The following is a 25,624-nucleotide window of genomic DNA, read 5'->3' as shown; positions in this document are numbered from 1 at the left end:
TAGGCGTTCTCGCCATGCCTCTGGACGGCGGCGGCGCCTGCCGGTTTACTGGTCTCCGTATTTTCACGTAGTCAGTTTCAAAATAGCCCCAGAGTTCAGGGCATGCGCTGCGTTCGCGGTCTCACCGTTGCGTGGATTGGCGTAACCTCGGTTCTTGCAGGGCCGGTGATGGCTGGCTCTTTACCCGACGACTGGTTCGCTGCGCCGCCGCCCAGCAGCCGGGATGCGACCATTCTTTATTTCACTGGCGCCGACCTGTGGCACCAAGGCAGCTCTGCTTATGGCGGCGCAGTATGGTCACCCGCCGGGCTGAACAGGGATGGCTTCACGCTGAAGACGCTCCTCGCGGGCGGAGACTACCTCTATCAGTCTGCGGGAACGGATATACGGGGCGCTGATGTGGTGGCCTCCATTCTGCCAGGCTATCGCTTCAAGCGTGGCAACCTCGAAATCAAGATGTACGCCGGTCTCGACATCCAGCATCACTGGACGCTGCCCTCCGATCCATCGAACAAGCTGCGCGGTACGCACACAGGTGTACGCTTCAATATCGACACGTGGTGGGAGCCTCTCCCGGCCCGGATGATGGTCGCCACCACGCTGACCGGTTCGACCATCGGCAACAATTACGGCGTCCGCGCCGCCACCGGATGGCGCATGTTCGAGCGCCTCTGGTTCGGCCCGGAGATCGAGACCTCGGGTGATCGTACCTACCGGCAATATCGGGCGGGCGCACATGTCACCTCGCTGCAATTCGGCGGCTTCGAATGGGTCTTCGGCGCGGGCTATGTTCGCGACAACGACAGACGCTCGGGAATGTACGGCCGTTTCAGTCTTCTGACGCGGCGATAAACCTCAGCCGCGCGCGTCGCAGGCCCAGGCGCGGATCACGCATTCCTTGCCACCATAGGCGTAACACTTCTTACTGGCCGCATTTAGCGCACTCGAAATCCGCGGCTCCACGGCATAGCCGAACGCACCGCAAGGATTTTTCATGTCGATGGCGAGCGCCGCACAGGCGCGCCGCATCGTGATGACGGTGCAGTCGCCCTTGCATTGCTTACGGGCGGCGGCGATCGCAGCGTTCTGGTGTTTGTAACCGAAAGCCTGTCCATAGGCGCCACACTTGCCGACAGCAAGCGCGCCCGCAGCATAGGATGGCGCAGCAAATACGCCGCAGATCAGGATTGCAGCAAAAAACAATCCGGCAAGATGCCGGATCAAGGTGCAAATCATATCGCTTCCCCCAAGCGGAAGCGACGTTACCGGGAACCGGTTTCAACTTGGTGAATGAAGCCTCACCGTTTCGTCAGCAATCTCGCCAACACATCGAGGGTGTCGACATCGAGGAATGCGCTGACGCCAGTCGCCGGGACCTCAACAACCATTTCGGCATACTTCTGAATGACATGGCGCGCGCCGATGTCGCCTTCGAGCGCCAGCAACTCCTTGAATAATTTACGCGACCACAACACGGGGTTGCCACGGCGGCCATCCGCCACCGGAATTGTTATCAGACCGTCGCGCTCGGGCGCGTAAGCCTCGATCAACCGGTCAATCAACCCGCTACCAACAAGCGGCATATCGCCAAGACAGACAATGGCCGCACCACTGGAGGCGGGGACTGCGTTAATGCCGGTCTTCAGCGACGTTGCGAGTCCGTCGGCATAATCCGGATTGTGCACGAACCTCACATCGAGGCCCTGCAAGGCCTGTTCGACACGCTCGTGCTGATGGCCGGTCACCACCACAACGGATTCCGCACGCGAGGCCAAGGCCTGTTCGACCGCGATATGCACCAGCGGCTTGCCGCCAATCTCGGCGAGCAGCTTGTTGGGCCCACCCATCCGGGTCGAGCGGCCCGCAGCGAGAATAACGGCAGTCACATCGGTTTCGATCACTGCCTTCTCCGGCTCGCGAGACTGGGGCCGCGAAATGATTTCCATTAGCAGGCCTCCCACACCCATCGCCGTGATTTCCTCGCGCGTCACCTTGAGGTTGGCGAGAAGCCGCATCAGCACCCAGTCAAAGCCGTTCTCCTTCGGCGAGCGCGCGCAGCCAGGCGCACCAAGCACCGGCACATTGCCGATCCGCGCCACCAGAAGCAGATTGCCCGGATCAACCGGCATGCCGAAATGCTCGACCTCGCCACCGGCATTCTCGACCGCCGATGGAATAATGTCGCGACGGTCCGCAATGGCGGATGCGCCGAAAATCAGGACAAGCTCCGAGCCAAGGCTCAGCAACTCTTCAACCACCGCCTTGAGTGCGGGCTCGCTGTGCTGGACACGCCGCTCGGCGATGATCGAGGCGCCGGCGCGGGCGAGCCGCTCTCTCGTCACCTGCACCGTCTTGTCGATTACCTTGGGCGCGAGGCCAGGCAGCATCGTCGACACCACGCCAACCCGCTTGACCGCGAATGGCATGATCTTGATCTGGCGCTGCCGCGCGGCTTCCACAGCCTTGTCGTAAATGCCCTGCTCGATTCCAAAGGGAATAAGTTTCACAGTCGCGATCATCTCGCCCTCAGCGACGGCCTTGAACGCCGGCAGCGTGGCGAAGGTGATCGATTCATCGACACGGTTGAGCTGATCGACGGCATCACGGTCGATCACAAGGATTCCAGGATGCGCGGCGAACAGATTGCAACGGCCGGTAAATGCCTTCTCGACGTGAATACCCTCGCCCGCGATTACCCGCGCGATGCCTGCGGCAGCGATATCTTCCGATACATCGCCATCCTCAAGGCGTGCCACCACGATTTGCTTGATCCCGGCCTGTTCGAGCGCCTTGGCTTCGACTGGCGTAATCAGCGTGCCTTTCTTCAGAACAAAGGAGCTCTGCCGGATCGCATGAACGGCGACACCACCGATGGCTTCCTTGGGCGAAACGGGTCCGAATTTCATGCTGGAGCACTCACACGTGCGGTATTGATACTCGATGTCGGCAAACGCAAGGCGGCAGTGATCTGCGCCATCACCGCCACGGCAATCTCGGCCGGCGAAACCGCGCCGATATCCATGCCGATCGGCGAGCGGATGCGGGACAGTGAATTGTCGGTCTCCCCCGCCGCCTTCAGACGGTCGAGCCGCCTTCCGTGGGTTTTGCGGGAGCCAAGCGCGCCGATATAGAAACAGTCTCTCTCGAGCGCATGCAGCAGCGCGAAATCGTCGATCTTGGGATCGTGCGTTACGGCCGCCACCGCGGTGTACCGGTCGATGTTCATCGGCGGCAGCACCGTCTCAGGCCAATCCGCGATCACGCGCAAATCGGGAAAGCGCTCGGGCGAAGCAAACGCGGTACGCGGGTCGACGACGCAAACATCGTAGCCGAGAGATTGCGCCAGCGGCGCAAGAGTTTGGCTGATGTGAACGGCGCCGATGATGACGAGGCGCGCTGTCGGCGCATAGATGTTCAGGAACAGATTCTCGCCATCGACCTGGATCAGCTCGCTTCGGCCCATGCGCAGATGCTTGTCGAGTTCGACATGCAGCGGGTCTTTCCCAACATCGGCCGCCTTGACGAGCCGCTGTTCTCCAGTCGCGATATTTGTGATCACGACGACAGGACGGCGCGCCATTCGCTCGGCATTCAGTTGCGCCAGGGTGTCCTGCTTCACGATCAGCCCTTCGCTTCGATCTTCTCGACGAACACACGAATGGTCCCGCCGCACGACAAGCCGACCTTCCATGCCGTCTCGTCAGCGACGCCGAATTCAAGCAGCTTCGGCGTGCCGCTCTCGATCACGTCGAGCGCCTCGGTAATCACCGCGCCTTCGACACATCCGCCCGACACCGAACCCAGAAACACGCCATCGTCCTTGATAACAAGGTTGGAGCCCGCCGGACGCGGCGCCGACCCCCAGGTCTGCACCACGGTTGCCAGTGCGGCGCCATGGCCGGCAACGACCCAGCCCTCCGCTGCCTGTAACAGATCCTCATCTCGATCCAACATGATCCGTCCTGCACAAACTTCGGAATATTCCTGTATAAATCCCGCGATGGCCGATCCGGATTTCGAGCATTCGAAAGACCCGATTATACATGCCTTAAGCCGGATTTGGCACCTCACTCTACGCCCATTTGGCCTGCGCGCTTTCGTCCTGTGAAATAAGCCTGGATTTCTATTATGCCAATGATCGACGCCGATGGCTGCCTGCTCAATGTCTCCGTCGAAGGCCGCGACGGCGGCCCCACACTGATGCTCTCCAATCCGCTCGGGACAACGCTACAGGTCTGGGAGCCGCAGATGGCAGCCCTGACCCGATTCTTTCGCGTCATCCGGTACGACCGGCGCGGTCATGGCAAATCGGGCACGCCCCCCGGCCCCTACACCGTCGCGGATTTCGGCCGGGATGCGCTGGCTATCCTCGACGACCTCAACATCGCACGTACGCATTGGTGCGGCCTCTCGATCGGCGGCGCGGTCGGACAATGGTTCGCGGCGAACGCACCGGAGCGGATCGATCGTCTGGTGCTTGCCGACACCACCTGCCACGTTTCCGACCCGGCGCCCTGGCAGGCCCGCATCAAGACCGTGACTGAAAAGGGCCTCGACGCGATCGCCGATGGCGTCATGGCCGGATGGTTCACCGAGGAATTTCGCGAACGTGACCCGCAAACGGTCAACCGCATCCGCACCATGCTGAGCTCCAATTCGATCGCCGGTTACACGGCAAGTTGCGGTGCGCTGATCGGGCTCGATTTGCGAGAAGCCCTGCCGCGCATCAAGGCGCAGACGCTGGTCATTGCCGGGCGTTATGACGCATCATCGCCATTGCAAATGGCGGCCACGATCCGCGCGGGCATTCCGGGTGCAAGTCTTACGATCCTCGAGGCCGCACACCTGTCCAACGTCGAAGCCTCCTATGGCTTCAACGAAGCGCTGACCGGCTTTCTCACGCAGCGTTAGAGGACGAGATCACACTCGACGGCTGGCGACCGACATACGGCACGTCGGCACGTGTGCGCTCGTGCACGCCGCCCTCGACCAGCAGCACGATGCCTGCCGCAAGCAGCATCAAAAGCTCGGTGGCATGGAGCCGGATTGCGGCAGCCTCACCGACATAAGAAGCCGCAAGCATACTGCCGAAGCTGATGAGGCTGCCGAGCGTCAGCGCGAAGGCAAGCGCCTCCTCTGCACCGCGCCTGCGCCACAGCGCCTCGCGAATCACCAGAAACAGGAATGTGAGAAAAAAAGCCGCCACCAGAAATTTCGACAGCGCGAACAGCCAGGCGAAACGGACGAGCCCAAGCGCCGACCACGACAGATGATCACTCACGAACATCGCGGGGGCGATATTGGCGGGCTCATACATCCCGCGAACCGGCGACATCACGACCTTGAAGGCGGAGATGGTCCAGTTCGGAATGAAATAGCAAGCCAGCATCACACCGTTGAAAATGCCGAGCCGCCATCCCTTCATCGTCTCGCTCCTTCCGCACCGAAAAAGGGCGCACACTCGCGCAGTGCCACGCGAGCCTGAGAGCGGCAATCTAAACCGTCTGTTTACGTTAACGGGCTAGGCCATTGGCCCATACCAAGCAGAAAACCCCGCCAAAAGCGGGGTTTTCCTCAAGTTTTTCAGTGAAGTTGTCCACAGCCGGCTAGTGGCCGCCTTTTTGACCACTCTGCTGTTTGCCCTGTTGGGAACCCTGTTGCTGCTGCTGTTGCTGCTGGCCGGACTTCTGTCCGCCGCCCTGCTGCTGGCCGGGCTTCTGGTTCTGCTGAGACTGCTGGTTCTGGTTCGACATTGGATGATGTCCTCCTGTTGAACGCCCCGTGAAACGACCTCTCCCAAATCACGTTCCGCAGAATCTCCGGTTTCCCTTCAGCATGCCGTGATCCGGCCGGTTCCTTCCCAATCAAGCCGCAACCGTCCGTCGCAGTTGCCGCACCCGGTTCCCGCTGATAAAAATTGTCCCATTCCAACGTCTTGGCTGCCGGAGCCGGGAACGCCGAACCACAACGCCAACCGCGGCAGCCGATGGATTATTTCGCACAACAGCTCATCAACGGACTGGTACTCGGCTCGATCTACGGGCTGATCGCGATCGGCTACACAATGGTCTACGGCATCGTCGGCATGATCAATTTCGCCCACGGCGACATCTTCATGATCGGCGGCTTCATCGCCCTGATTTCATTCCTCGTGCTGGTGTCGCTTGGCATCACCGCCGTTCCCGTCGTGTTGCTGCTGGTCGTTCTCGTGGCGATGGCGACCACTGCACTGTACGGCTGGACGGTCGAGCGCATCGCCTACCGGCCGCTGCGTCATTCCTTTCGCCTCGCCCCAATGCTGTCGGCGATCGGCATGTCGTTCGTGCTGTCGAACTTTTCGCAGGTCGCGCAAGGCGCCCGCGTCAAGCCCGTGCCGCCGATCATCACCGGCGGCTATACGCTGTTCGAGCAGGACGGCTTTGTCGTCCGCCTGTCCAACATCCAGATCATCGTCGTTGTGACCACCGTGGTGCTGCTCGCGATCTTCTCGTGGATGGTGACACGCACGCGGCTCGGCCGCGACATGCGCGCCTGCGAGCAGGACCAGACCATGGCGGCGCTGCTCGGCGTCGATGTCGACCGGACGATCTCGATGACCTTCGTCATCGGCGCGGCGCTCGCCGCCGTCGCGGGCATGATGTACCTGCTCTATTACGGCGTGGTCGATTTCTACATGGGGTTTGTGGCGGGCATCAAAGCCTTCACCGCCGCCGTGCTTGGCGGCATCGGCTCGCTCCCCGGCGCCATGCTCGGCGGGCTTGCCATCGGACTCATCGAGACGCTCTGGTCCGCCTATTTCTCCTCCGAATATAAGGACGTCGCCGCCTTCTCGATCCTGATCGTCGTGCTCATCTTCCTGCCGACCGGCCTTCTCGGCCGTCCCGAAGTCGAAAAAGTCTGAGTACCGGCGTGACGGATCAGACATCCTCCACCCCAAAACCGAAACGCGCTCCACAGATGGGCGCCGCCTTCATCCTGAAGAAGTCGCTGCTCAGCGCGTTCGTCGCGCTGGTGCTGTTCTCGCTGATGATCGGCATCCGCACAGAAGCGGGACCGACCGGACAACTGATCTACTGGACGCGCTTCGGCGACCTCGCGATCATGGTCGTCCTCGTCTTTGCTGGCAGCATTCTCACCGAATTGTTCCGGCAGCGGTTCGCGGCGCGGCAGCACGCACCCCTTCTTCCGGAGAGCGCGAAACGCGGATTGTCCACGCTCGGTCGCCTCGTGGTGCCACTGTTGCTGGTATTCGCCTTCCTCGTGCCGGTGATCTTCTACAAACAACGCTACATGCTCGATCTCGGCATTCTGGTGATGACCTATGTGATGCTCGGCTGGGGATTGAACATCGTGGTCGGCCTCGCGGGCCTGCTCGATCTCGGCTACGTCGCCTTCTATGCCGTCGGCGCCTATTCTTACGCACTATTATCGACGACGTTCGGCTTGTCGTTCTGGATCTGCCTGCCGCTCGCCGGAATCCTCGCCGCATTCTGGGGCATGTTGCTGGGCTTCCCGGTGTTGCGGCTGCGCGGTGACTATCTCGCCATCGTGACGCTGGCGTTCGGTGAGATCATTCGCCTCGTGCTGTTGAACTGGCAGCACGTCACCGGCGGCCCCAACGGCATTTCCGGAATTCCGCGCCCAAGCTTGTTCGGCATTCCGCTGACGGCAGGCCCGAACGGCCTCGCCGCCCATCTCGGCATTCCGTTCTCGCCGACACACCGGCTCGTGCTGCTGTTCTATATCATCCTTGCGCTGGCGCTGCTGACCAACTGGGTCACGTTGCGCCTGCGCCGGCTGCCGATCGGCCGCGCATGGGAAGCCTTGCGCGAAGACGAGATTGCCTGCCGCTCGCTCGGCATCAACACCACCACCACCAAACTCACCGCTTTCGCCACTGGCGCGATGTTCGGCGGATTTGCGGGCGCGTTCTTCGCCACGCGCCAGGGCTTTATTAGCCCCGAGTCGTTCTCGTTTCAGGAATCAGCGCTGGTGCTGGCCATCGTCGTGCTTGGCGGCATGGGCTCCCAGCTTGGCGTCGTGCTCTCCTCGCTCGCGCTAATCGGCGGCTTTGAACTGTTCCGCGGCTTCGAGCAATTCCGCATGCTGGCATTCGGCGGCGCGATGGTGCTCTTGATGATCTGGCGGCCACGCGGCCTGATCGCTCATCGCGAACCGTCCCTGTTTCTCGCGACGCGCACCAAGGTTTCCTCCGACCTCGTCAAGGAGGGCCGATGAACGCGCCGGGCACCATCCTCGACGTCCAGCATCTGTCGATGCGTTTCGGCGGCATCATGGCTGTCAACGATCTGTCGTTCGAGGCACAACGCGGAGACATCACCGCGCTGATCGGTCCCAACGGCGCAGGCAAGACCACGGTGTTCAACTGCATCACCGGATTTTACAAGCCGACCACGGGCATGCTGCGTTTAACCCATGAGAATGGCCGCGCATTCCTGCTGGAGCGACTGCTCGATTATCGAGTCTCGAAGATCGCAAAGGTCGCCCGCACCTTCCAGAACATCCGCCTGTTCTCGGGCATGACGGCGCTCGAGAACTTGATGGTCGCGCAACACAACCGCCTGATGCGGGCATCCGGTTTCAGCTTTCTCGGCCTCATCGGCGCGCCCACTTTTCATACAGCCGAACGGCATGCCATCGAACTCGCGCGCCATTGGCTTGATCGCATCGGCCTCACCGCCCGCGCCGACGACGCGGCCGGAAATCTTCCCTATGGCGACCAGCGCAGGCTGGAAATCGCACGTGCGATGTGCGCAGAGCCAGCTCTCCTTTGCCTCGACGAACCCGCCGCCGGGTTGAACGCCCGCGAAGGCGAGGCATTGAGCGACCTGCTGCTGTCAATCCGCAAGGATCACGGGACATCGATCCTGCTGATCGAACACGACATGTCGGTGGTGATGGAGATTGCCGACCGCATCGTAGTGCTGGACTACGGCGTCAAGATTGCCGAAGGCACGCCACGCGAGATCCGTGACGATCCGAAGGTCATCGCAGCCTATCTCGGCGCCGACGAAAAAACCGCCATCGAAGTGATGGAGCAGGACGCATGAGCGATTCCCTGCTCCAAATTCGCAGTCTGCGCGCCGCGTACGGAAATATCGAAGCACTGAAGGGCATCGATATCGACGTGAAGCGTGGCGAGATCGTCGCGCTGATCGGCGCCAACGGTGCGGGTAAATCCACCTTGATGATGACGATCTTCGGCCGCCCGCGCGCCCGCGCGGGTGAAATCCTGTTCGACGGTGATGACATCACCCATACGCCGACGCACCAACTCGCGCGGCTGCGCATCGCGCAATCGCCAGAGGGACGGCGAATTTTTCCACGCATGAGCGTTGCCGAAAACCTGCAAATGGGCGCGGATGCTGCGGAAGCCAGCGAAAGCGAATGCGCTGCCGATCTGGAGCGTGTCCTCACTTTATTTCCGCGCCTCAAGGAACGACTGACCCAGCGCGGCGGCACGCTGTCGGGCGGTGAACAGCAGATGCTCGCGATTGGCCGCGCGCTGATGAGTCGTCCACGCCTCTTGATGCTGGACGAGCCTTCGCTTGGCCTCGCGCCGCTGATTACCCGCCAGATTTTCGACGCCATCCGCACGCTGAACCAGACGGATGGTCTCACCGTGCTGATCGTCGAGCAGAACGCAAACCATGCGCTGAAGCTCGCCCATCGCGGCTATGTCATGGTCAATGGCCTCATCACCATGTCAGGAGTGGCGAGCGAATTGCTGGAGCGGCCGGAGATCCGCGCAGCCTATCTCGAAGGCGGGCGGCACTGATGCACGATCTTTACGCCAATGAAGCCGGGTGGCAGTCGGTCATTCTTACCCTCATCCTCGGGGGCGGCGGCGCATGGCTCGCCGGAAGCGCCATCGCCCGGACCTGGCGCGGCGTCCATGTCGCGCTGCTCGCTGCCATCCCGATGGCAATGGCCGTGCGCTTCGTGCACTTCGCATTGTTCGAGGAAACGTTGTTTGCAATCCTGCCCTGGATTGCGGAAACGGCAGTCATGCTCGCCGTGATCTGCCTCGCTTTCCAGCACACCCGCGCCAGGCAGATGGTGCAGCAATATTACTGGCTTTATGAAGCCAGTGGCCCGCTTGGCTGGAAGCTGCGACAAGATGCACCGCAGCATGGCTCGTCGCATTAAAACTGCCTGCAACTGTCCCTCCGGCCAACTTTCATGGATGACTCGGCGGCTAATTCGTTCGAGTATCCACTCCCATTTCAGTTCTGATCTTCACCAAGGGATGACACGCATGACCCCTATTCGCTTGCTTGCCGTAACCTGTGCGGCTGCCTTGCTCGGCTTCTCCGCGCAGGCCATGGCACAAACCATTCCGGTCGCCGTCGCCGGCCCCATGACAGGCGGCGAATCCGCCTTCGGACGGCAATTGCGCAACGGCGCCGAACAGGCAGTCGCCGACATCAACGCATCCGGCGGCGTGCTGGGCAAGAAACTGGCACTGCAAGTCGGAGACGATGCCTGCGACCCGAAACAGGCCCGCTCGATCGCCGAAAAAATCGCCAACAATAGTTCGGTTTTCGTAGCCGGGCATTATTGCTCGTCCTCCTCGATCCCGGCCTCGGAAGTTTACGCCGACGGCAACGTCCTCCAGATCAGCCCAGCTTCGACCAATCCGGTGCTGACGGAGCGCAAATTGTGGAATGTGTTCCGGGTTTGCGGACGCGACGACCAGCAGGGCAGCGCGGCGGCGGCGTATCTGCTGAAGCACTATAAAGGCAAGAACATCGCCATCCTCAACGACAAGACCACCTACGGCAAGGGCCTCGCGGATGAGACCAAGAAAGCGCTCAATGCAGGCGGCATTCAGGAGAAAATGTTCGAGTCCTACAACAAGGGCGACAAGGACTTTAACTCCATCGTCTCTCGCCTGAAGCGCGAGAACATCGATCTCGTCTATGTCGGCGGCTACCATCAGGAAGCCGGATTGATCCTGCGCCAGATGCGCGACCAAGGCCTGAAGACCGTGATGATGGCGGGCGACGCCATGAACGATAAGGAATTCGCCTCCATTACCGGCCCGCTCGCAGCCGGCACGCTGTTTACCTTCGGTCCCGATCCGCGTAACCGGCCGGACGCGAAAGCTATCGTCGACAAGTTCAAGGCCAAGAACGTCGATCCGGAAGGCTACACGCTCTACACCTACGCTGCTTTCCAGGTCTGGTCGCAGGCGGCCGCCAAGGCCAACACCACCGACCCGCAGAAGGTCGCTACCGCCATCAAGGCCGGTGAGTGGAATACGGTGATCGGGCCGCTATCGTTCGATGCCAAGGGCGACATCAAGCAGACCGGTTACGTCGTCTATAAGTGGGACGACAAGGGTGGCTACGCCGAACTGCCAAACTAAACGCGCAGGCTCTCTCCTTCGGGAGAGAGCCTCACCCGATGCTTTGCAGCGCCGGGAAAGCTTCCAGCAACCAGACCCCGATATTCGACACCGCGCCAGTCAGGAATGCGATGCCGACGAGAACCATTAGCCCGCCCATGACACGCTCGACGGTCGGAAGATAACGCCTCAGCCGCGCGAGTGCTGACGACGAGCGTTCGATCAGAATTGCGGCGAGCATGAACGGAATTCCCAATCCGGCCGAATACACCGCAAGCAGCAGCGCGCCCTTTTGAACGGTATTCTCCGAGGCTGCGATCGACAGGATCGCGGCCAGCACCGGCCCAATGCAGGGCGTCCAGCCGAACGCGAAGGCAAGTCCCATCACATAGGCGCCCCATAACCCGACCGGCTTCGGGATCGGAATCCGTCCCTCACGCATCAGGAAGCGAATGCGTGTCAGGCCGAGGAAGTGCAGCCCCATCACGATGATGACGAGTCCGGCGACGATCGACAGTTCAGCCGACCAACGCCGCAGGGCTGAGCCGACCACACTCGCGCTGGCCCCGAGCCCGACGAATACCGTGGAAAAACCCAGCACGAACAGAAGTGCGCACAGCAGCACCGCGCGGCGCGACGCCGCAGGCTTCTCCTCGCTCGCGACATGTTCGACCGTGGCCCCCGTCAGGTACACGAGATAGGCCGGCACCAGAGGCAATACGCAGGGTGACAGGAAACTGACAAAGCCCGCGAACAAGGCTGTGGGGATGGAGATATTCTGAATCATGCGGCTAGTGTCCCGAATCCGAAGTTCGCCTCATCGTGCAGCACCTTCCGTCGCGAACTTCGAATTCGAAAGGACACTAGCAAATTTATGATTCTAGTGTGGTTTAGGTTCGAGAGGTTCACTTGAGGAGCACGCGGAGAAAACCAGCGAACCTCTCGAACCGCCACAGTAAATGCCTCCATCGCTCATCGAAGCGCAAGGCCTCACTTTTACGTGTGATCGTCTCCGCGCCCGTAACACGGGCGGATTGACCACATGCGATGGACGCGCTCATCTGGTGCCGGGAGACACCATGAAAAATCTGCTCACAGATATCGAAGGCATTAAAGTCGGCCACGCGCATAACGAGATTCTGGCGTCTGGCGCAACCGCGATCCTGTTCGACACGCCTGCGGTCGCGGCACTCGACATTCGCGGCGGCGGACCCGGCACGCGGGACAGCGCGCTGCTCGATCTCGCCAACACGGTGGAGCGGATCGATGGGCTGGCGCTGTCTGGTGGTTCGGCTTTCGGGTTGGAGACCGGCGGCGGCGTGCAGGCCTGCCTTGCCGAACAAGGGCGTGGTTTCGCCATCGGGGACGCGCGCGTGCCGATCGTGCCGGGTGCGGTGGTGTTCGACCTTTTGAATGGCGGCAACAAGAAATGGGGCCGCTTCTCTCCGTACCGCGATCTCGGCTTCGAGGCGGCAATGAGCGCCACGGACGGCACCTTCACGCTGGGCAATGCGGGTGCGGGATATGGCGCGACTACCGCGAATTTCAAAGGCGGCCTCGGCTCCGCGTCGGCGACTACGCTCGGCGGCATCGGCGTCGCAGCACTGGCCGTGGTCAACGCGGTCGGCACTGTCACTGTCGGCGACGGCCCCTGGTTCTGGTCCGCGCCCTTCGAGCAGAACGGCGAATTCGGCGGCCGCGGTCTGCCGCAGATCTTCACGCCTGACATGCTTGCGGCTCGCCTGAAGGGTGCCGATCGTGCCAACGCTGGCGAAAACACCACGCTTGTCGTCGTCGCAACCGATGCGGCCCTGACCAAACCGCAGGCCCGCCGGCTTGCGATCCTCGCGCAGACCGGCTTTGCGCGCGCGATCTATCCGGCCCATGCTCCGCTCGACGGCGACATTGTGTTCGCCGTCTCGCTCGGCGACAAACCGGTTGATCCACTTTACGGTCTGACGCAACTGGGGATGGAGGCAGCCAACGTAGTTGCGCGCGCCATTGCCCGTGGCGTTTACGAAGGTCGCGCCCTGCCCTTTGCGGACGCGCTTCCCGCATGGCGAGATCGTCACGCTTGATATTTGAATCATCGATACAACACTTCGCAATATTTGTTCTAAAACATATATTTCGTTTACATCTTAAATCGGAAGCCGTAAGAGACAATCCTTTTTGCGGAGTCGAACATGGCTTTCACCTTGCGTAGCATTTGCGCCGGACGGCAGCTTTATATCGCTGCCTCTGTGGCAGGCATCGGCATCGGAGCTATCGCCGCTATCGCATTGACGAGACTGCCGCCGCTCACAACCCACCGCATCACCACGCCACTCAACAGTGCCGCGACCATTGCACCCGACCCGATTGGAAGCCTGCCTGATCTACCCAAGCTCCTGACGTCCAAACCACCTCAAAAATGGACCATTCTTGGCGGCGCCCTGCTTGAAAGCGGCTTGCCTTCGCTCGCCGTCCCGGCTCTCGAACAGGCGGTTGCCGACGATCAGGCCAATACGTCTTTGCGCGCAGCCCTCGGCGAAGCTCTTGCACTCTCTGATAATGGGAAAATCAGCGAACGGGCACGAATCGAGTTTGAAGACGTCCTGCAGGCAAACCCGAACGATCTCGTGGCCCGCTTCTATATGGCGCACTGGATGCTGCAGAATGGCAAGCCCAAACCTGCACTCGTCAAGTTCGTCGGACTGATGCGTACCGTCGGAAACGATCCATTATGGTACGCGCGGCTGTGGCAAATCATGCCTGAAGCCGCCGAACAGGTTGGCGTCAGTCGACTCGCTCTCGAAGCGTTGTGCGTTGCAGGAATGTGAAACGAAAAACATCGTGGCCCGAAATATTTTATCGGGAGGAATGTTAAAAGATGTATTTTAAATATTGCTTTGAAACAATAACAGTGACAGGGTGCCTCTCATCAAATTCGATTTGGGGATCGATCATGAAACATCCTTCCACATCTTCGGGGGCCTGACAGGGAGCGTCCGGCAACCCTCCTCTCCCTGCCGGACGTTTCCTGTCGCTCTCGCCACAAAACATCTATTATAAATATATCTTAAAGGCTCGCCATGACTGCCTACGGACGACGCTTGCCTATCGCTACCTTCCTCTCTGCCGTTATCGCCTCGGGACTGACGATGTTCGTCTCTCCCGCCATCGCAGAAACCCGCCATTTCTCGATGACGATCGAGGACACCGTCCTCACACTGGTGGATAAGCAGACCTTCCACACATTCTCGTTCAACGGCCAAACACCGGGACCGTTGATTCACGTCAAAGAAGGCGACGATCTCGTCATCGACGTCGAGAACCAGACCACGCTGCCGCATACGATCCATTGGCACGGCATGTTTCAGCGCGGGAGCTGGAAGAACGACGGCGTTCCGGATACGACACAACCCGCGATCGCGCCCGGCGAAACTTTCACCTATCGCTTCAAGGCCGAACCTTCCGGCACGATGTGGTACCACTGCCACGTCAACGTGAATGAACATGTCGCGATGCGCGGCATGTGGGGACCTCTGATCGTCGATCCGAAAGATCCGCCCGCGATCGAGAAGGAAGTCACCAAAGACTACATCATGATGTTCTCAAGCTGGGTCTCCCAGTGGGCGAACAAGCCCGGCCAGGGCGGCATTCCTGGCGACGAGCCCGACTTCTTCACCGTCAACGGCAAGGCATTTCCCGATACCCAGCCACTGCGCATCAAGAAAGGCGACGTCATCCGGATTCGCCTGATCGGCGCCGGCGACGAAATGCACTCCATTCACATCCACGGGCATGACTTCGAAGTCTACGCCAAGGACGGACGGCCGCTCGCCAACCCCTATCTTGCCGACACTATCCTGTTCGGCCCCGGCGAACGCTACGACCTGATTCTGCGCGCCGACAATCCAGGCATCTGGATGGTTCACGATCACATCGATCGTCACACCGTAAACGGCAAGTCGCCGATGGGCGGCATCATGACCACCATCGAATACGAAGAAATCCCGGTGAAGGAACAGTCCTTCTACACCTGGAAGAACAAGCAATTCGTGCCCGACTTCTACTACGAGGAATCGCTGAAGAAGCCACTCGGCATGTACGAGAGCTCCGTGTTCAAGGGAGTACCGGCACCATAGTGCCGAACGAGGAAAATCAAGATGAAATACAAACTGCCTTGGGCAACCGCGGTGCTGACCGTGGCTCTGCTCAGCGGGGCTCATGCCGCCGACAAGCTCGACGCCAGTTGCGCCTCCTGCCACGCCCTCACCAAGCCGACCGATACGTCGCTCGAGCGGCTGATGTCCCGCAAGGGACCCGACCTCTGGTACGCCGGCAACAAATTCAATGCCGACTGGCTAGTGGCCTGGCTGCAGGATCCGAAGCCGATCCGTCCGGCGGGCTATCCTTATTTCAAGACGATCAAGGAAGGGCCTGACCACGATGTGCCGGATCCATCCAAAATCACTCCGCATCCCAAGCTCACGAAGGCCGCAGCGGAAAGTGCCGCTGCCGCGCTGATGGCACTGAAAGCGCCCGACCTCGTGCCTGCGGGCACCTTCAAGGGTGACACCGCCGGTGCGCGCATGGGCGCACTTGCCTTCACCAAGTTGCGTGGCTGCGTGACCTGCCATCAGGGCGAGAACGGGCAAGGCGGCTTCTCGGGGCCTGAACTCACCGATGCCGGCGCGCGGCTGCAGCCGGACTTCATCGCCGCCTACACCATCGATCCGCAGCGCTTCGATCCGCACATCTGGATGCCGACTCTCAGCCTGAAGGATCAGGACATCCAGCGGATCACCGCATACCTGTCGGTACAAGGCCGGGGAGACAAAAAATGAGCACCTTCGCGAACCATCCGGCTCCCGCTACACGGACATGGAAAAGCCTCGCGCTTATTCCTGCGCTTGCGGGCGCCGCCCTGCTTCTCACACCGGAAATCAGTCGCGCCGATCCGCCGATTGATCAGGTCTACAACGTCTATTGCGCACAGTGCCACGGTCTCAAGCGCAACGGCACTGGCGTCAATCTTCCCGGCCTCTCGGTTCGGCCGCGCGACCACACCGACAGTAAAGGCATGGGCGATACGCCTGACGACGAACTGTTCAAGGCGATCAAGGAAGGCGGCCTCGCGGTCAACAAGTCCGTGTTGATGCCGAGTTGGGGCGCGGTCCTCTCGGATAAACAGATCACCGAAATGGTGAAGTACCTCAGAACGGTTTGCCATTGCGGCAAGTGATCCCGCGCGCAACGACACAACGAAATCAGTTTCATAAAGGAGCATACGATGAACAGAACTTTACGGGCCACGCTGATGGCAGGCGGCGTGGTGGCGATGGCAGCCTGCGCGAGCGCCGTTGCCAGTGACGCCGAGGCCAAGACCGTCAAGGTCCATCTCACGGCCAAGGAGACCATGGTGCCGATCGACAATGAGGGCCACAAGGCGATCGGCTGGACCTATGACGGCCAGATTCCCGGCCCCGTGGTCCGCGCCACCGAAGGCGACACCATCGAGTTCACGCTGACCAACGATCCGGGCAACAAGAACTCGCATTCGATCGACTTTCACGCAGCACGCGCCGACGTGTTGACGGCCTTCGCTCCGATCAAGCCCGGCGAGACCAAGAGCTTCACGTTCACCGCCGACCATCCAGGCGCATTCTTCTACCATTGCGGCGCCGACCCGATGATCCAGCACATCGCGCGCGGCATGATCGGCGCGATCATTATCGACCCGAAAGATTCGAACGAGATGCCGAAGGCGGATCGCGAATACGTCCTGGTCGAGCACCAGACCTTCGATAATCCGGAGGACGTCAAGGGCATGATGGCCAACAACTGGCAGCACGACGCCTTCAACGCCGTTCCCTTCCAGTATGATCCGGTCCATGACGTGAACGCCACGCAGACGCTCGAGGCCAAGCCCGGCGAGCGCGTACGCATCTACCTGATCAACGCCGGCCCGAACGAATTCTCCGGCTTCCACCCGATCGCGGGCATCTGGGATCGCGTCTATCCGTCCGGCAATCCAAAGAACGTACTGGTCGGGATGCAAAACTACACCGTTGCTCCCGGCGATGCCGCGACCTTCGACATCATCTCACCGAAGGAAGGCGCTTATGCACTCGTGAACCACTCGATGCGTGCCGCGCTCTCCGGCTCTATTGCGGTGATCATGTTTAGCAACAAGGCCGATCCCTCGATGGGCCACGGCGACAAGATCCTTCCAAGAATGTAACTGCGTCCCTGGAAGGATCATGGCCCGGCGAGATCTCCGACCCTCCCGCCGGGCCTCTTTTTTGAACTTTTCGTTTGAACTTCGCAACACTCGGCGCGTTATCTCTCCGAGAGGAGAGCGCCAATGTCTTCGACCGCTATCCGCCGCATCATGTACGATCCGATCGATCGCGAATTGTGGGTCACATTCGTATCCGGCCGCCAGTACGTTTATTTCGATGTCCCGCCGGAGAAATTCTCTGCATTCAGTCACGCTGAGTCACGCGGTGGATTTTTCAACCGTGAAATCCGCGACCATTATGGCTGTCGCGAAATCCTCACTCCCCATCGTCAGGCGAGTTAACAAAACAGGTTCCCGATCCCTGCACGGCAGGCGGTAGCGTTCTGACGTCAAATCTGAACGGCATACGCTTCTTTCCGTAGAGTTTAAGGTTAGCTTCCGGTTTCAGTTGGCGCAGCTCTCTCGCCTCTCCACGGTGAGTTGCGTGTGCACATTGCGCACATCAACAGTGGAGCAAACGTCATGAAGAAAATCCTGATCCTCGCCATCGCCGCAACGGCTCTCGCCGCAACCCCGAGCTTTGCGAAAGGTGGCGGTATCGGCATCGGCGCAAACGTGCTGACCGGCAAAAGCGGCGTGCTTGGTCTGCTCAACGGGCGCAGCACCCTCGTCGTCAACACGGCGGCGACCACCGGCAAGGGTGGCGTGCTCGGCGCCGTGCTTGGCCGCGGCGGCATCCTCGGTGGCGGCCATGGCGGCGGTTGCGGCTGCGGTTACTGAGCGCGAGCCTACGATAACGCGGATGGGAGCTTCCCATCCGCACCTATATTTTGCGAGCAACGCTCCCCTTGCCGTCATCTGCCGCCGCGCTAACAAATGGCGAGAATTTCTTGGTGATCGACGATGACAGGATCAACGCATCGGCTTTGTCCCCGGAAATCAGAATGCCGCGCGCATAGGTCAGGTCGACCCCCAGCGCATAATCATTGCCCAGATCGTAGGAACCGCCGAACGCCACCGTCGCGGTCTGCGCATCGAACGGCGAATCGAGATAGCGCGTCGTCGCATATCCGGCAGCCGCACTCAGCGTCAGTTGAGGCGTCACCGTCCACGATAATTTGCCGGTATAGGCTGCATCGATAGTGATCGGCGAAATCGGGAACGTCGTCTCGTTGGCCCGCTTCCATGCCGTCAGATCCAGCGTCCACGCATCGCGACGCCAATGCAGATTGCTTTCATAAAGCAACGTCTTTACATTGCTAAAATCGGGATCGTGCCAGGTGCCGCGTAACTGCGACAACGATCCGGTAACGCTGAAATCCTTGTCGGCATATTTAGCGAATACGAACGGCTGGATCCGTTCGTTATCGCGTCGATAACCGAACACATCAAACTCCTGCGCGTAGCGGCGCATCGACAGATTGATTGAAGCCCCCACCTCGAACTTGCCGCGAACATAAGCCATGCCAGGAATGAGTGTCCCGCGCAGATATTGCTGCGCTTCGGGCAGGAAGTCCTGAAAGATGGCGTTGGTCTGGTTCAGGCTGGAGCGCGCGCCCTCACCCGTTGCGAACAGCTTGAATGAGCCGACTTTCGCTTCGCCTTTGATAGATTGGATAAGGTCCGACGAGCGCAGATTATAGGTAGTGACATCGGCAGTCGTCGTGACCGAACTGACGTTCAGATCGTCGCTCCCGAGCATGCCGCGCATGATGACCTTGCCGCTTAAGCCAGACGTCGCCTGCGGATTGGCGTATTGGGTCTGGCTCGCCTCCGCCGCAATCCCAAGACTCGTATCGCCATCCTTATGGGCCGCCGCCATGGAGGCATCGGTGCCGATGAAGGCAGAACCACCGATACCACTACCGTTGGAAAATTGAGGATTGGAATCGAACCCACCGCGCAGCCGCAAAGAGGCTGCGAATTCATCCTCCGCCAACGCAGGATGGATTGCCGCCACAATCAGACTTCCGCACAGCAACGCATTCCGCAACATGCCGCCCCGCCACGCCAACCTCATGGCGATTACGCAGTGGCTATCGTTAGCGAGACATGAAAATCGCCCGATGTCACGTATTGCTACGTAAGCATCGGGCGCACTGGTACCGCGTGTGTGTGCGTACGGGGTGGTGAGCTAGACGCGTATTCTACGCGCTAGACTTTGACAGACGAACTCGCCGCATTGGAGACCGCCTGAGACTGCGACTGGATCAGTTTCTCGATCAGATTGTAGGACGATGCCGCGCTGGATGAGCCAGCGCTCGATGCCGCGCTGGTCGAGGTGACCTTCGAGCCGTCGGCATAGGTCAGTGTCGTTGTCACCGATCCATCTGAATTGGTTGTCGTGGCGGTCGTGGCGCCGTCGATCGATTGCGACAGGGCATCGGCAAGGCCGCCGCCCCCACCGCCACCATGTCCACCGTGAGCGTGATGGCTGCCGCCGCTCTTTCTGGTCTGCAGCGCGCTTGTCAGCTCATTGATGCTGACGGAGCCATCTCCGTCCGTATCAAGTTTGGAGAACACGTTATCGGCCGCCGCGACATTGGTACCGCCTGCGCCGAGCTGCTGCTCGAATTCCGATTTGGAGATCGAACCATCGCCATTGACGTCGAGCTGCGAGAACAGGTCCTTCATCGCGTCAGATGACGACGCGGACGTAGTGCTCGCCGATGGAGACTGTGCCGCCAGCAGCGCGCTCCAGGTATCCGGCGACAACACCCCGCTCTGCCCCCAATTCGACGCGGTCGAGGACGCCGTCGAACCGGGCGTGCTGGACGTCAGACTGAAAGGATTCGAATTCTGGGTGACCCCGGTCGTCGGCTTCGACGCCGACGATTTCGACGACGTCAGCGACGACAACAGATCGAGCGCTGTGGACGCGGCACCCGCCAAAGCCAGATACATGGCCATACTCCCTCCGCCGCGCATGCGCGGCCCTGCAGGAGTTCCAGCAATTGTCGTGCCGGACCAAAATGCCCGAAAAATCGATATTTTTGGGTGAAACGGCACGCCGTCATCCGGCAAAAGCTGCCGCAAGGGGCAGAAAATGCCGTGCAGACCGGCCCTTAAAGGCCATTCCCGTTTTGCGCCGAGGCCTGAGGCATGATAGCGAAACGCCATCCGCCACATCCTCCGAAGCAAGCCCTCGTGCCATGTCCCAGCCGTCCGCACACCGTCCGCTGATTATCGCACCATCGGTCCTCGCCTCCGACTATGCCCGGCTGGGTGAGGAAGTCCGCGCCGTCGATACCGCCGGGGCCGACTGGCTGCACATGGACGTGATGGACGGCCATTTCGTGCCGAACATTTCCTATGGGCCGGACATCATCAAGGCGATGCGCCCTCACAGCAACAAGATCTTCGACGCGCATCTGATGATCGCGCCCTGCGACCCCTATCTCGAGGCCTTCGCCAAGGCGGGTTGCGACCACATCACGGTTCACGCCGAAGCAGGCCCCCATCTGCACCGCTCGCTGCAGGCGATCCGCGCACTCGGCAAAAAGGCCGGCGTCGCGCTCAACCCGGCGACGCCCGCAAATGCCATCGAATATGTGCTCGACCTCGTCGACATCGTGCTGGTGATGTCAGTCAATCCGGGCTTCGGGGGCCAGTCCTTCATTCCCGCCGTGCTGGAGAAGATCACCACCATTCGCGCGATGTGCGCCGGACGCCCGATCGACATCGAGGTGGACGGTGGTGTCACGGCAGGCAACGCCGCGCAGATCGCCGCTGCTGGCGCGAATGCGTTCGTCGCAGGCTCCTCGGTTTTCAAGGGCGGCACGTTCGACCATTACAAGGCCAACATTTCTGCGATCCGCACAGCCGCTGCCACTGCGCGGGGCGAAGCGATCTGATCGAAGCCGGGACAATCCGGCGCGATGCAGGCGCGACAACTGAAGACGATAGGACGTTTCGATGATTCCACGCTATTCCCGCCCCGAAATGACCTCCATCTGGGACCCGCAGACGCGCTTCCAGATCTGGTTCGAGATCGAGGCGCATGCTGCCGACGCGCTGGCCGAGATCGGCACGATCCCGAAGGAGGCAGCGAAGAAGGTCTGGGAAAAGGCCAAGGGCGTAACCTTCAATGTGGATCGCATCGACGAGATCGAGCGCGAGACCAAGCACGACGTCATCGCCTTCCTGACCCATCTGGCGGAAATCGTCGGCCCCGAAGCCCGCTTCGTGCATCAGGGCATGACCTCGTCGGACGTTCTCGACACTTGCCTGAACGTCCAGCTCGCGCGCGCCGCCGACTTGCTGATCGCCGATATCGACCGTGTGCTTGCGGCGCTCAAGACGCGGGCGTTCGAGCACAAGCTCACGCCGGTGATTGGCCGCTCGCACGGCATCCACGCCGAGCCGGTCACTTTCGGCCTCAAGCTCGCTTACGCTTATGCGGAATTCGATCGCAACCGCGCTCGCCTCGTCGCCGCGCGGAAGGAAATCGCAACCTGCGCCATCTCCGGCGCGGTCGGCACCTTCGCTCAAATCGATCCGCGCGTGGAGGCCCACGTCGCCAAGGCGATGGGACTGACCGTGGAGCCGATCTCGACCCAGGTCATTCCACGCGACCGCCACGCCATGTTCTTCGCAACCCTCGGCGTCGTGGCAGCATCGATGGAACGTCTCGCCATCGAAATCCGCCACATGCAGCGCACCGAAGTGCTGGAGGCCGAGGAATTCTTCTCGCAGGGGCAGAAAGGCTCCTCCGCGATGCCACACAAGCGCAACCCGGTACTGACGGAAAACCTCACCGGCCTGTCGCGCATGGTCCGCGCCTACGTTACGCCTGCGCTGGAGAACGTCGTGCTCTGGCATGAGCGCGACATCTCGCACTCCTCCGCCGAGCGGATGATGGGCCCCGACGCCACCGTGACGCTGGACTTCGGACTCAACCGCCTCGCCGGCGTGATCGAGAAGCTGCTGGTCTATCCTGAGAACATGCAGAAGAACCTCGACCGCCTCGGCGGCCTCGTCCACTCGCAGCGGCTGCTGCTGGCGCTCACTCAAAAGGGGGCCTCGCGCGAGGATGCTTACAAGCTCGTGCAGCGCAATGCGATGCCGGTCTGGCGCGGCGAAGGCGACTTCCAGTCACTTCTGAAACAGGATGAGGACGTTAAAAAGTACTTGTCCGACAAGGAGATCGAAGAGCAATTTGATCTCGCCTATCACTTTAAGCACGTCGACACGATCTTCAGCCGGGTGTTCGGAAAAGCCTGACGCGGCACGCGCCATGATCCCGTCCTGCGAGGCCTTCGATTTTCTGATCCTCCCCGGCCTGACCAATTCCGGGGTCGACCACTGGCAGTCGCATTGGTCGATGGCATTCCCGAATGCTTCGCGTGTGCTGCAGGACGACTGGGACACTCCGCAACTGGCCGACTGGCTGGCGCGGCTCGATCAGGCCGTCGCGCAAGGCAAGCGCCCCGCCGTCCTGATCGCTCACAGCCTCGGAGTCGCGCTCGCGGTGCACTGGCTCACCTCGCGCGCACCGGGGCGCGTGAAGGGTGCGTTCCTCGTCGCGCCCTCCGATGTGGGGTCGCCCGAGCACACGCCAGACGCGGTTCGGAATTTCGCACCGCTGCCGCGCAAGCCCCTTCCCGTGCCGACCATCACGGTTGCGAGCAGCAACGATCCGTTCGTGACGTTGGAGCGTGCCCGTGCGCTCGCCTCGGACTGGGACTCGGCTTTCCATGATGCCGGGGAACTTGGCCACATCAACGGAGCATCGCGCCTGGGGCTTTGGCCGCAGGGGCTGGTGCTACTCGGACGACTGCTCAACCGGGTTTGATGGCGCCTACTGCACCCTGCCGTCGACCATCCGCTCCAGCACACCGTCCTTCTTGATGAAGCGATGGTAGAGCGCTCCGAGGACATGCAGTGCGATCAGCGCCAGCAGCACATAAGCCGCATAGATGTGCCAATGCTCGAAGTCACCCGCATTCTGCCGGTTCTCGACCGTGAACTGCGGCACCCGGAACAGGCCGAAAAAATCCGCATAATCCGGCTTGTGCGCGCCTGAATGCGCCCAGCCGAGCATCACCACGACGAAGGTCAGCACATAGAGCGACCACTGGTTGAGGCGAGCGAACGCCCGCTCCCAGACCGGCGCACCGGCAGGCAACGCAGGCGTCGGATTAAAGACCTTCCAGATCAACCGCAGCGCCGTGAACAGCAGCACGAGATAACCGATATCGGCATGGATCGAGCGATAGAAAAAACGATCCGCCCGCGCCGGAAAATTGTTCATCCACCAGCCATAGGCGATCATGCCGATGATGGCGGCGCCGAGCACCCAATGGAATACCCGCGCCACCGCGCCCCAGGATCGTGTCGTGTTCAGCATCTTGTCCACCGCCGGTTAAACCGAGGAGAAGCCATAGAAGAAAGGCAGGAACAAGCGAGCTGCCGAGTAACGGCTTGGAATTACTCTAAATAAGAGTATAGCGTTATCCTGCACAGACTGACGCCATCCGCCTGTGCAACTCATTCCTAACCAACGACCAGCTATATTCTTTTCGTGTCGAAGCCGCCCGCCATCCTCGTATTCGATTCCGGCCTCGGCGGCCTGACGGTGCTGCGCGAAATCACCACGGCCCGCCCAGACGCCGCCTATACCTATGTGGCCGACGACGCCTTCTTCCCCTACGGCCGGCATGAGGAAAGCGCGATCATCGCGCGCGTCGTGCCGCTGATCGGCGACCTGATCGAGCGCCACACCCCCGATCTCGTCGTCATCGCCTGCAACACCGCCTCGACGCTGGTGATGGATCACCTGCGCAAGGCCTATTCCGTTCCCTTCGTCGGCACCGTGCCCGCGATCAAGCCCGCCTGCGCCTCCTCGAAGACGAAGCGGGTCTCCGTGCTCGGCACGCGCGGCACGGTGAAGCGCGAGTACACCAAGAAACTGATCGCCGATTTTGCGCACGATTGCGAGGTGACGCTCGTCGGCGCGGGAAACCTCGCCACGCTGGCGGAAGCCGCCTTGCGCGGCGAGAGCGTGAGCGACGACGCCGTTCTTACCGAGATCGCACCCTGCTTCATCGAGGGCTCTCCTCGCACCGATACCGTCGTGCTGGCCTGCACCCATTATCCGCTGCTGCTGGAGCAGATCCGGCGCATCGCGCCCTGGACGGTTGACTGGATCGATCCCTCGCCCGCCATCGCGCGGCGCGTCGAAAGCCTGCTCGACAAATCGGAGAGCGAAAATATTCCAGCCCCCGCCAAATTTTTATTCACGTCGGGCAAGTCTCCCTCGCCTGCACTGATGAGAGCGCTGCAACCGTTCTTCGGCGCACAGGCCCTGGATCACGCCTAAGTTCTTTTTCTTCCTTTCACCGCGCTGCTAGCCTTCATGCATCTGCCCCAGGAGAGGGCAGCACGAGGGAGAACGTCCATGTTGAAGGGTACGATACTTTGTTTTTCGATCGCGCTGGCCAGCATGAGCGTGGCCAATGCACAGACAGCTATGGCACCGGCTCCGGCGGCCTCGGCCATCAAACGCACGCCGTTGCAGGATGTTGATCTGCAAGGCAACTATCATGTGGTCGAGGCGATCGCGGAAATTGCCGCGGGAACCGCGAGTGCAGGCCGCCACACCCATCCCGGTTACGACGTCAGCTATGTGCTGGAGGGAGAAGGCACACTCATCGTCGACGGCAAGCCGGATCAGGCGCTGAAACCCGGCGTCGTCATCCAGGTGCCTCCCAATGCACCCCATGACGTCAAGGTGGCGCCCGGCAAACCCTTAAAATTGCTAGGGATTTACATTGTTGAGAAAGGCAAGCCGGTCGCTTCCCCGGCTCCCCTGAAGTAAAAATTCAGGCCGGATTTTCCCTGCCGCCAAGGCCTCAAACGTTTGACTTGGCGGCACTTTTTCCTTAAGAACACCCCTGCTCGCGGGCCGTTTCGGCCCGCGTTGTGTTTCGCGACCCGTGGTTTTCCCTGTCAGGCTTATGGGGACGACCTGTCGGTATCCGGGATTTCCCGGTTACACAGGAGGGCGCGTTTCCTCAAAACTC

General features: G+C 60.9%; 31 protein-coding genes. 21 read left to right on the top strand and 10 right to left on the bottom strand.

The window, feature by feature from the left end; translation table 11 throughout:
* Nucleotides 1-102: 102 nt before the first annotated feature.
* Entirely contained in the window at nucleotides 103-852 is a 750-nt protein-coding gene (gene bcsS / locus AC1RNA_RS10070) for a cellulose biosynthesis protein BcsS (RefSeq protein WP_492951000.1), read from the top strand.
* A gap of 3 nt (nucleotides 853-855) precedes the next feature.
* Here the strand turns inward: bcsS and AC1RNA_RS10065 are convergent, their stop codons facing one another.
* From AC1RNA_RS10065 to AC1RNA_RS10050, 4 genes are all read right to left on the bottom strand, one after another.
* Nucleotides 856-1,236, bottom strand: a complete 381-nt coding sequence (locus tag AC1RNA_RS10065) for a DUF4189 domain-containing protein (protein ID WP_009336857.1) — start codon at nucleotides 1,234-1,236, stop codon at nucleotides 856-858.
* A gap of 62 nt (nucleotides 1,237-1,298) precedes the next feature.
* Complete coding sequence (locus AC1RNA_RS10060) at nucleotides 1,299-2,906, bottom strand: NTP transferase domain-containing protein (protein WP_492950999.1); 1,608 nt, start codon at nucleotides 2,904-2,906, stop codon at nucleotides 1,299-1,301.
* Nucleotides 2,903-3,619: an XdhC family protein gene (locus AC1RNA_RS10055; protein ID WP_492950998.1), complete on the bottom strand. Its 717-nt coding sequence runs from the start codon at nucleotides 3,617-3,619 to the stop codon at nucleotides 2,903-2,905. Before AC1RNA_RS10055 ends, AC1RNA_RS10060 begins: the two co-directional genes overlap by 4 nt.
* Nucleotides 3,620-3,621: 2 nt before the next feature.
* A complete protein-coding gene (locus AC1RNA_RS10050; RefSeq protein ID WP_492950997.1) occupies nucleotides 3,622-3,954 on the bottom strand; it encodes an XdhC family protein in 333 nt (110 codons plus the stop codon).
* A gap of 174 nt (nucleotides 3,955-4,128) precedes the next feature.
* Here AC1RNA_RS10050 and pcaD point away from each other — a divergent pair, with 174 nt between their 5' ends.
* Entirely contained in the window at nucleotides 4,129-4,911 is a 783-nt protein-coding gene (gene pcaD / locus AC1RNA_RS10045) for a 3-oxoadipate enol-lactonase (RefSeq protein WP_492950996.1), read from the top strand.
* Here pcaD and AC1RNA_RS10040 read toward each other — a convergent pair.
* Both AC1RNA_RS10040 and AC1RNA_RS10035 read right to left on the bottom strand, forming a co-directional pair.
* Complete coding sequence (locus AC1RNA_RS10040; RefSeq protein ID WP_009336865.1) at nucleotides 4,898-5,425, bottom strand: hypothetical protein; 528 nt, start codon at nucleotides 5,423-5,425, stop codon at nucleotides 4,898-4,900. The two genes, pcaD and AC1RNA_RS10040, sit on opposite strands and share 14 nt — an antisense overlap.
* 181 nt (nucleotides 5,426-5,606) lie before the next feature.
* Nucleotides 5,607-5,753 (bottom strand): hypothetical protein, encoded by a 147-nt coding sequence (locus AC1RNA_RS10035; RefSeq protein ID WP_492950995.1) that lies wholly within the window; start codon nucleotides 5,751-5,753, stop codon nucleotides 5,607-5,609.
* A gap of 233 nt (nucleotides 5,754-5,986) precedes the next feature.
* Between AC1RNA_RS10035 and AC1RNA_RS10030 the strand changes: the two genes are divergently transcribed.
* The 6 genes from AC1RNA_RS10030 to AC1RNA_RS10005 all read left to right on the top strand — a co-directional run bounded on the left by AC1RNA_RS10030 (nucleotide 5,987) and on the right by AC1RNA_RS10005 (nucleotide 11,392).
* On the top strand, nucleotides 5,987-6,901 hold the full coding sequence (locus AC1RNA_RS10030) for an ABC transporter permease subunit (RefSeq protein WP_048755774.1): 915 nt from the start codon (nucleotides 5,987-5,989) through the stop codon (nucleotides 6,899-6,901).
* Nucleotides 6,902-6,957: 56 nt separating this feature from the next.
* Nucleotides 6,958-8,238 carry a high-affinity branched-chain amino acid ABC transporter permease LivM gene (livM, locus tag AC1RNA_RS10025; protein WP_009336869.1) on the top strand — a complete coding sequence of 427 codons (1,281 nt, stop codon included), beginning with the start codon at nucleotides 6,958-6,960 and terminating at the stop codon, nucleotides 8,236-8,238.
* Nucleotides 8,235-9,071, top strand: a complete 837-nt coding sequence (locus AC1RNA_RS10020; RefSeq protein WP_048755772.1) for an ABC transporter ATP-binding protein — start codon at nucleotides 8,235-8,237, stop codon at nucleotides 9,069-9,071. The genes livM and AC1RNA_RS10020 overlap by 4 nt, the downstream gene beginning before the upstream one ends.
* Nucleotides 9,068-9,799, top strand: a complete 732-nt coding sequence (locus AC1RNA_RS10015) for an ABC transporter ATP-binding protein (protein ID WP_492950994.1) — start codon at nucleotides 9,068-9,070, stop codon at nucleotides 9,797-9,799. The genes AC1RNA_RS10020 and AC1RNA_RS10015 overlap by 4 nt, the downstream gene beginning before the upstream one ends.
* Complete coding sequence (locus AC1RNA_RS10010) at nucleotides 9,799-10,170, top strand: DUF6867 family protein (RefSeq protein ID WP_492950993.1); 372 nt, start codon at nucleotides 9,799-9,801, stop codon at nucleotides 10,168-10,170. The genes AC1RNA_RS10015 and AC1RNA_RS10010 overlap by 1 nt, the downstream gene beginning before the upstream one ends.
* A gap of 109 nt (nucleotides 10,171-10,279) precedes the next feature.
* Nucleotides 10,280-11,392 carry a branched-chain amino acid ABC transporter substrate-binding protein gene (locus AC1RNA_RS10005; protein ID WP_048755770.1) on the top strand — a complete coding sequence of 371 codons (1,113 nt, stop codon included), beginning with the start codon at nucleotides 10,280-10,282 and terminating at the stop codon, nucleotides 11,390-11,392.
* A 31-nt stretch (nucleotides 11,393-11,423) separates the two neighbouring features.
* Here the strand turns inward: AC1RNA_RS10005 and AC1RNA_RS10000 are convergent, their stop codons facing one another.
* Nucleotides 11,424-12,158, bottom strand: coding sequence for a cytochrome c biogenesis CcdA family protein (locus tag AC1RNA_RS10000; protein ID WP_009336876.1), 735 nt, complete (start codon nucleotides 12,156-12,158; stop codon nucleotides 11,424-11,426).
* Nucleotides 12,159-12,450: 292 nt separating this feature from the next.
* Here AC1RNA_RS10000 and AC1RNA_RS09995 point away from each other — a divergent pair, with 292 nt between their 5' ends.
* From AC1RNA_RS09995 to AC1RNA_RS09960, 8 genes are all read left to right on the top strand, one after another.
* Nucleotides 12,451-13,449, top strand: coding sequence for a P1 family peptidase (locus AC1RNA_RS09995; RefSeq protein ID WP_048755768.1), 999 nt, complete (start codon nucleotides 12,451-12,453; stop codon nucleotides 13,447-13,449).
* Between the two features lie 108 nt (nucleotides 13,450-13,557).
* Nucleotides 13,558-14,193, top strand: a complete 636-nt coding sequence (locus AC1RNA_RS09990) for a tetratricopeptide repeat protein (RefSeq protein WP_009336878.1) — start codon at nucleotides 13,558-13,560, stop codon at nucleotides 14,191-14,193.
* Nucleotides 14,194-14,445: 252 nt separating this feature from the next.
* Nucleotides 14,446-15,501, top strand: coding sequence for a multicopper oxidase domain-containing protein (locus AC1RNA_RS09985; RefSeq protein WP_009336879.1), 1,056 nt, complete (start codon nucleotides 14,446-14,448; stop codon nucleotides 15,499-15,501).
* A gap of 21 nt (nucleotides 15,502-15,522) precedes the next feature.
* A complete protein-coding gene (locus AC1RNA_RS09980; protein ID WP_009336880.1) occupies nucleotides 15,523-16,203 on the top strand; it encodes a c-type cytochrome in 681 nt (226 codons plus the stop codon).
* Nucleotides 16,200-16,601: a c-type cytochrome gene (locus AC1RNA_RS09975; RefSeq protein ID WP_009336881.1), complete on the top strand. Its 402-nt coding sequence runs from the start codon at nucleotides 16,200-16,202 to the stop codon at nucleotides 16,599-16,601. Before AC1RNA_RS09980 ends, AC1RNA_RS09975 begins: the two co-directional genes overlap by 4 nt.
* A 75-nt stretch (nucleotides 16,602-16,676) precedes the next feature.
* Nucleotides 16,677-17,600 carry a multicopper oxidase domain-containing protein gene (locus tag AC1RNA_RS09970; RefSeq protein WP_492951207.1) on the top strand — a complete coding sequence of 308 codons (924 nt, stop codon included), beginning with the start codon at nucleotides 16,677-16,679 and terminating at the stop codon, nucleotides 17,598-17,600.
* Nucleotides 17,601-17,723: 123 nt separating this feature from the next.
* Nucleotides 17,724-17,942 (top strand): KTSC domain-containing protein, encoded by a 219-nt coding sequence (locus tag AC1RNA_RS09965; RefSeq protein WP_009336883.1) that lies wholly within the window; start codon nucleotides 17,724-17,726, stop codon nucleotides 17,940-17,942.
* Between the two features lie 180 nt (nucleotides 17,943-18,122).
* Nucleotides 18,123-18,380, top strand: a complete 258-nt coding sequence (locus tag AC1RNA_RS09960) for a hypothetical protein (RefSeq protein ID WP_492950992.1) — start codon at nucleotides 18,123-18,125, stop codon at nucleotides 18,378-18,380.
* Between the two features lie 43 nt (nucleotides 18,381-18,423).
* On the opposite strand, the gene AC1RNA_RS09955 is transcribed toward AC1RNA_RS09960, so the two are convergent.
* Together AC1RNA_RS09955 and AC1RNA_RS09950 are read right to left on the bottom strand one after the other, a co-directional pair.
* Complete coding sequence (locus AC1RNA_RS09955; RefSeq protein WP_492950991.1) at nucleotides 18,424-19,596, bottom strand: outer membrane beta-barrel protein; 1,173 nt, start codon at nucleotides 19,594-19,596, stop codon at nucleotides 18,424-18,426.
* A 158-nt stretch (nucleotides 19,597-19,754) separates the two neighbouring features.
* Nucleotides 19,755-20,504: an EF-hand domain-containing protein gene (locus AC1RNA_RS09950; protein ID WP_492951206.1), complete on the bottom strand. Its 750-nt coding sequence runs from the start codon at nucleotides 20,502-20,504 to the stop codon at nucleotides 19,755-19,757.
* 248 nt (nucleotides 20,505-20,752) lie between these two features.
* Between AC1RNA_RS09950 and rpe the strand changes: the two genes are divergently transcribed.
* The 3 genes from rpe to AC1RNA_RS09935 all read left to right on the top strand — a co-directional run bounded on the left by rpe (nucleotide 20,753) and on the right by AC1RNA_RS09935 (nucleotide 23,394).
* On the top strand, nucleotides 20,753-21,454 hold the full coding sequence (gene rpe, locus AC1RNA_RS09945; RefSeq protein WP_492950990.1) for a ribulose-phosphate 3-epimerase: 702 nt from the start codon (nucleotides 20,753-20,755) through the stop codon (nucleotides 21,452-21,454).
* Nucleotides 21,455-21,515: 61 nt separating this feature from the next.
* The gene (gene purB / locus AC1RNA_RS09940; protein ID WP_492950989.1) at nucleotides 21,516-22,823 is read left to right on the top strand and encodes an adenylosuccinate lyase; all 1,308 of its coding nucleotides are present in this window, start codon (nucleotides 21,516-21,518) and stop codon (nucleotides 22,821-22,823) included.
* Nucleotides 22,824-22,836: 13 nt separating this feature from the next.
* The gene (locus AC1RNA_RS09935; RefSeq protein WP_492950988.1) at nucleotides 22,837-23,394 is read left to right on the top strand and encodes an RBBP9/YdeN family alpha/beta hydrolase; all 558 of its coding nucleotides are present in this window, start codon (nucleotides 22,837-22,839) and stop codon (nucleotides 23,392-23,394) included.
* Nucleotides 23,395-23,400: 6 nt separating this feature from the next.
* Here the strand turns inward: AC1RNA_RS09935 and AC1RNA_RS09930 are convergent, their stop codons facing one another.
* Nucleotides 23,401-23,949 carry a cytochrome b gene (locus AC1RNA_RS09930; RefSeq protein ID WP_492950987.1) on the bottom strand — a complete coding sequence of 183 codons (549 nt, stop codon included), beginning with the start codon at nucleotides 23,947-23,949 and terminating at the stop codon, nucleotides 23,401-23,403.
* Between the two features lie 174 nt (nucleotides 23,950-24,123).
* Here AC1RNA_RS09930 and murI point away from each other — a divergent pair, with 174 nt between their 5' ends.
* Both murI and AC1RNA_RS09920 read left to right on the top strand, forming a co-directional pair.
* Entirely contained in the window at nucleotides 24,124-24,921 is a 798-nt protein-coding gene (gene murI / locus AC1RNA_RS09925; RefSeq protein WP_492950986.1) for a glutamate racemase, read from the top strand.
* Nucleotides 24,922-24,999: 78 nt separating this feature from the next.
* Nucleotides 25,000-25,419 carry a cupin domain-containing protein gene (locus tag AC1RNA_RS09920; RefSeq protein WP_492950985.1) on the top strand — a complete coding sequence of 140 codons (420 nt, stop codon included), beginning with the start codon at nucleotides 25,000-25,002 and terminating at the stop codon, nucleotides 25,417-25,419.
* The last annotated feature ends 205 nt before the right edge of the window (nucleotides 25,420-25,624 follow it).

The organism is Afipia sp. GW821-FHT14H12 (assembly GCF_058803465.1).
This window is presented reverse-complemented; position numbering and strand designations above follow the sequence as displayed.